The organism is Caulobacter sp. D5, assembly GCF_003185805.1.
In the GTDB taxonomy this organism is placed as follows: domain Bacteria; phylum Pseudomonadota; class Alphaproteobacteria; order Caulobacterales; family Caulobacteraceae; genus Caulobacter.
This window is the reverse complement of the sequence record NZ_QHJY01000437.1, coordinates 1-5,246: the sequence shown is the minus strand read 5'-3', so window position 1 is coordinate 5,246 and position 5,246 is coordinate 1. Positions and strand designations below refer to the sequence as shown.

General features: G+C 68.4%; 6 protein-coding genes. All 6 read right to left on the bottom strand.

All coding sequences use genetic code 11. The features are described 5' to 3' along the window. A partial coding sequence (locus tag DMC18_RS25730) for a hypothetical protein (protein ID WP_146218185.1) occupies nucleotides 1-220 on the bottom strand: 220 nt, incomplete at its 3' end. A 113-nt stretch (nucleotides 221-333) separates the two neighbouring features. Then, nucleotides 334-1,434, bottom strand: a complete 1,101-nt coding sequence (gene ychF, locus DMC18_RS23015; protein ID WP_110120481.1) for a redox-regulated ATPase YchF — start codon at nucleotides 1,432-1,434, stop codon at nucleotides 334-336. A gap of 114 nt (nucleotides 1,435-1,548) precedes the next feature. Then, a complete protein-coding gene (locus DMC18_RS23010) occupies nucleotides 1,549-2,466 on the bottom strand; it encodes a CPBP family intramembrane glutamic endopeptidase (RefSeq protein ID WP_110133343.1) in 918 nt (305 codons plus the stop codon). A 404-nt stretch (nucleotides 2,467-2,870) separates the two neighbouring features. Then, nucleotides 2,871-3,899: a hypothetical protein gene (locus tag DMC18_RS23005; protein ID WP_110120479.1), complete on the bottom strand. Its 1,029-nt coding sequence runs from the start codon at nucleotides 3,897-3,899 to the stop codon at nucleotides 2,871-2,873. 199 nt (nucleotides 3,900-4,098) lie between these two features. Further along, the gene (locus DMC18_RS23000; protein ID WP_110120488.1) at nucleotides 4,099-4,569 is read right to left on the bottom strand and encodes an NUDIX domain-containing protein; all 471 of its coding nucleotides are present in this window, start codon (nucleotides 4,567-4,569) and stop codon (nucleotides 4,099-4,101) included. Nucleotides 4,570-4,864: 295 nt separating this feature from the next. Then, the coding region (locus DMC18_RS26255; protein ID WP_158285969.1) for a hypothetical protein at nucleotides 4,865-5,246 on the bottom strand (382 nt) is incomplete at its 5' end.

The following is a 5,246-nucleotide window of genomic DNA, read 5'->3' as shown; positions in this document are numbered from 1 at the left end:
GGGCCGCGCCGGGCAGGGCGGTCATCTTGTTGGCCAGCAGGTCCAGCGTCGAGGCGGCCGAGCAGCGGCCGGTGACCACCAGCGGATGGTCGGGCTCGAGGTTCCTGGGGCAGTTCCGGCCGGCGGAGGACTTGGGCGGCAAGTACGAGGACGGCAGGGGCTCGGGCGACGCGCCCGAACTCGCCTGCATCAGGCCAAGAGCGATCAAAGCACCGATCATACGCGACTAAAGCCCCGCCAAACGCCTGGAATCTCTAGTCGGGAGTGTGTCGGGCGGATACCTCGCGGTCAACGCGAAGCGGGCCCCGGCGTCGCCGCCGAGGCCCGTTCGGATCAGACGTTGAAGCGGAAGTGCATCACGTCGCCGTCCTTGACGACGTAGTCCTTGCCTTCGGCCCGCATCTTGCCGGCTTCCTTGGCGCCGTTTTCGCCGCCCAGCTTGACGAAGTCCTCGAAGGCGATGGTCTCGGCGCGGACGTAGCCCTTCTCGAAGTCGGTGTGGATGACGCCGGCCGCCTGCGGGCCGGTGTCGCCGACATGGATGGTCCAGGCGCGGGCTTCCTTGGGGCCGACCGTGAAATAGGTCTGCAGGTCCAGCAGCTTGTAGGCTTCGCGGATCAGGCGGTTGAGGCCCGGCTCTTCGAGGCCCAGGGTTTCCAGGAACTCGGCGCGCTCCTCGGCGTCGAGCAGGGCGATCTCGCTCTCGATCTGGGCCGAGATGACCACGCTCTTGGCGTTGTCCTTGGCGGCCCGTTCGGTCACCAGGTCGCTGTACTTGTTGCCCTTGTCGGCGCTGCCTTCATCGACGTTGCAGACATAGAGGGCCGGCAGCGAGGTCAGCAGCTGCAGCATGTGCCAGGCTTTTTCGTCGTCGGCGTCGATCTTGGCGGCGCGGGCCGGGCGGCCTTCGCGCAGCAGGGCGAGAGCGACATTGGCCAGGCGCAGGGTGTTGGCGCTTTCCTTGTCGGCGCCGACCTTGGCGCGCTTCTCCAGGGCCGGAACGCGCTTTTCCAGGCTCTCCAGGTCGGCCAGCATCAGCTCCATCTCGATGATCTCGAGGTCGCTGAGCGGGTCGATGCGGCCTTCCACGTGGACGATGTCGCCGTCCTCGAAGCAGCGGGCCACGAAGGCCACGGCGTCGCAGTCGCGGATGTTGGCCAGGAACTGGTTGCCCAGGCCTTCGCCCTTGGACGCGCCGCGCACCAGGCCGGCGATGTCGACGAAGGTGATCCGGGCCGGGATGATCTCCTTGGAGCCGGCGATCTTGGCCAGGGCGTCCAGGCGCGGCTCCGGCACGGCGACCTCGCCGGTGTTGGGCTCGATCGTGCAGAACGGATAGTTGGCGGCCTGGGCCGACGCCGTCTGGGTCAGGGCGTTGAACAGGGTGGACTTGCCGACGTTGGGCAGGCCGACGATGGCGACTTTCAGGGCCATGGAACTCTCGTGAATTTCGTTGGCCGGGCGCTTAGCACGGATCGCGCGGGAAGTCGCGGGGCGCGGGGACGGCGCGTGGGGCGAGCCCTCCGCCCGCCCTCGCAGGCGCGGCGCCTAATGCGCCTTGGACGCCGCCTTCAAGGCCCCCTTTGCGATCAGATAGGCGCAGGCTCCAGCAAGGACGATCGTGGTGGCGACGCTCGCCTCCGGGCCGAAAGTCCCGCCGGTAAGCCACCACGGCGCGTCAGGGGCCGGCGTCAGGCCCACGACGACCGGTGCGATGGCGACCTTCTGGCCGCTGACATCCCATCCGAAACCCGTGCCAAGGAGGGCGTTCCAGGCCGTGTGGAAAGCGCACACGCCCCACAATGATCCTTCCTTGACGGCGTAGAGGCTGAGCGTGACGGCGAAAAGGAACAGGTTGAGGAGCCCGAGCGCGAGTTCCTTCGACGGATCGATATTGCTCGCATGGAGCAGGGCGAAGAAGCCGGCGTTGAGCAGAACCGCGACGATCAATCCGTGCCTGGAGGCGACCAGGGGCATCAGCCAGCCGCGCAGCATGGTTTCTTCGGCGGCTCCCTGGATCATGTACCCGCCAAGCAGGGCGAGAAACGGCGTCAGGACGGCCGGCGCCAGCAAGCCGAAAGACAAATCCCCGGCGGCCTTGTAACCGCCCGCGGCGAAAATGACGCCGACGACGGCGCCGAGGCAAAGCCCTCCGACGGCCAGTCCGCGCAGATAGGCGCCGGCCATCTTGGCGTTGAAGCCCAAGGCTGCGGGTGATCTGCGCTCGAACAGAAACGCCCAGGCAACGATGAGGATTATAGTCACGCCTCCGCCGGCCAGGTAGATGGCGAGCGGCTGCCACTGGGTATCGAGGTCGGCCTTGTGATAGCCCATCGGCTTCAAGATGGCGAAGATGGTCGCCAGTTGTCCGATCAGAAAGAAAACGACGATCAGGACCAGCGCCGCGGCGGTCCAGGTGCGTCGGCTTTCAGGCGCGCGCGGTGCAAAAATCTCGACTCCACTCATAAGTCCCCCTCCGACTGCTTCAGGAAATAAATTCCCATGCCGCGCACCCATATTGAGGCGTGCGCAGATCGTTTTGATGCATGCTGTAGAGGCGATGGGGCGGATGTTTGGATGCAGTAATCGGTATTAATTGTCTGTAATGTTCTTCATTAGAACCTTTTTGGGTGTGGCTATATTTGATTTTAAAATGCGATTAACTGTCGGGCGGCGATCCGCGCAGCAGCGACCCTGAAGGTCGCGACCGTCGTTCGCGCGGTTCGAAGCGATGATGCGCCTCGCCGCTTGACCATCCAGGCAGCCGCGGGAGCAGCAGGGGCGGCGCGCCGAGCACGCCGCTTGCGCCCTGCATGTCGGCGGAACCGTGGCCTCCCGCCACAAGGGTGCAAGCCCGGACGTGGAGAGGGTCAGAGCGCCAGGCTGAGCAGCACCTCCGCCGTGCCCGAGCGGAACGACCCGTCCAGCGAGTCGCGATAGGCGTAGTAGGCGTTGAGGAACCCCCAGCGGCCGGTGCGCACATAGGCGCCGAGCTTGGCGTAGGCCAGCGGCGGATCGGCGGCGGGGCCGGGCACTGTGTTGCGGAACGGCGCCTCGCCGCCCAGCTCGACGAACGGGGCGAGGCGGCCGGGACGCAGCTCGTCCTTCTGCAGCCGGGCGCTGACCATCACCTCACCGTAGTCCTGGACCCCGCCGGCCTCGAACACGCCCAGGCTGTTGACCGAGTCGGCCACGTCCTTGCGCTGGAAGATCAGCCGGCCGGCCGGGCGCAGGCTCCAGCCCTCGGGCACCACGGTCCAGTCCTTGTTCTGCACCAGGCCCAGCACGCCCAGCTGCACATAGGTGCGCGGCGCGTCGGCCTTGTCGGTCAGCACCAGGCCGCCGCCCAGGGGGATGGTCGCGGTCGAGGCGCCGTTCGTCCACAGCACCTTGGCCGCCAGGCCCGCATGGGCGCCCAGCCGTTGCAGCAGGTCCAGCCGCAGGCCCGCGCCCGGGGCCTCGATGCGGCCGCCGCCCTCCAGGTCGACCCTGGCCTTCTCGTAGGTGACGCCCAGGCCGATCAGCGTGCCCGGCCGGGGCCGGTACTGCAGCTGGGCCAGGGCCGACTGCGTCGCCGAGCGCGACAGGGTGTCGCCGTGCGAGCTCGCCTCGGCGTCGATATCGGATGCCGCCAGCTTCACGAACCAGCGGGCGTCCTGCGTCAGGGCGAAGGTGGCGTTGACCGGAACCACGGTGTTGGTCAGCCTCAGCGCCGGGTCGGCGTCGCCTGAGTCCAGCGCCGTATAGGCCCCGACCCGCGCCTGCACCGCACCGAAATACTCCTCGCTGTTCAGCTCGGCGGTCAGGCCGACGGCCCCGAACTCGCGGGCCAGGACCTGGACGGGCGAGGGCGCGTTCGACGTGTCCTCGGCCCGGGCGAAATGGGGCGCGGCCAGCACGGCGGCCGTCCCCAGAAGGGCGCAGAGGCGCCCTCGAAGCTTACCTGAACGAATGGTCCTCTACCTACGCTTTGGCCGTCGGCCTGTTGTCGTTAGGCTTCGGCTACAAGCGCGATTTGGGCGCACAATGACGGGGTCAGGCGTTTGAAGCGGCTGCGCCGCCGAATCTATCGCCCGTGGCCGCGCCTTGCGCAGGCCCTCACCACATCGGATCCACCTGCGCCCCATGCAGCGCCTCGGCGATGCGCTGGCGGGTGGCGGCGGTGACGTCGTCGGGCAGGGCGTCGGGATGGTGCCAGGCGATCTCGTGGATCTCGCCCTGGGCCGAGGCCTCGCAGGGCTCCCAGGCGTGGACGCGGTAGACCAGCACGTGGTCGCCCGGATGGCGCGGCTCGTTGCTGTGCACCGACAGCAGGGTGGGACGGCCCAGCACCCGCACGCCGGCCTCTTCCTGAAGTTCGCGGGCCAGGGCGGTCTCGGTCGTCTCGCGCCTCTCCACCCCGCCGCCGGGCAGGTACCAGCCGGGCACATAGGTGTGCTGGATCATCAGCACCCGGCCTTCGGCGTCGGTCACCAGGCCGCGCACGCCCAGGGTCAGGCCCCGGTTCCAGCGGAACCAGGCGAAGACGAAGGGACGGGCGAACGGTTCGACCTTGCGGCGCCAGAGCATGGCCATGAACCTAGAGCCTTTCGAAGAAGCGTGGCAGTCGAAAGTGTCGCCGGTTCCGGCGGCCGCCGCGCGCCGAGGGCTCTGGCGGCGGCGGAGCCTTGCCCCATCGAACATTGACCGCTAAAGCCGCTGACAGAGGAAACCAGAGAACAACAAGCGGAGACACGCCCATGCTCGCGATCCTGATCATCGCCATCTTCCTGGGCGTCATCGTCGGCCTCAACGCCTTCGAATTCGGCCGCATCGACTAAGCCGCCGCGTTGTTCCCTCTCTCTTAGAGAGAGGGCGTCTCCGCTCACGCCTCCCCCAGCCGCGCCATAAGCCGCCGGCCGCCGGCGCGCATCAGCCAGCGGGTCTCGGCGTTGGCCGGGATGCGGGGATCGTCCCACAGCGCCAGTTGCAACCAGGCCTCGACGCGCAGGCGGCGGGTGAGGCCGCGCGCCGTCTCGAAGGCGTCGCCCAGGTCGCGCACCGTGCGGGCCTCGACCGCCTGGGCCACGGCCTCGCCGTCGCTCAGCAGGGGATCAGCATGCGCCAGCACCCAGTCGCGGACGTCCTCGCGGGCCTCGTCCGGCGGGGCCAGGTCGCGGGCGAAGAACAGCGGCCAGTGGGCCAGCGGGCGGCGGCCGGCCTCCAGGTCCTGCGCCGCCAGCTCCAGGGCGCGGCTGAGCAGCTGG

Coding starts and splice junctions, on each gene's coding strand:
- DMC18_RS23000 (WP_110120488.1), bottom strand. CDS start 4,569: ATGCTCTGGCGCCGCAAGGTCGAACCGTTCGCCCGTCCCTTCGTCTTC.
- ychF (WP_110120481.1), bottom strand. CDS start 1,434: ATGGCCCTGAAAGTCGCCATCGTCGGCCTGCCCAACGTCGGCAAGTCC.
- DMC18_RS23010 (WP_110133343.1), bottom strand. CDS start 2,466: ATGAGTGGAGTCGAGATTTTTGCACCGCGCGCGCCTGAAAGCCGACGC.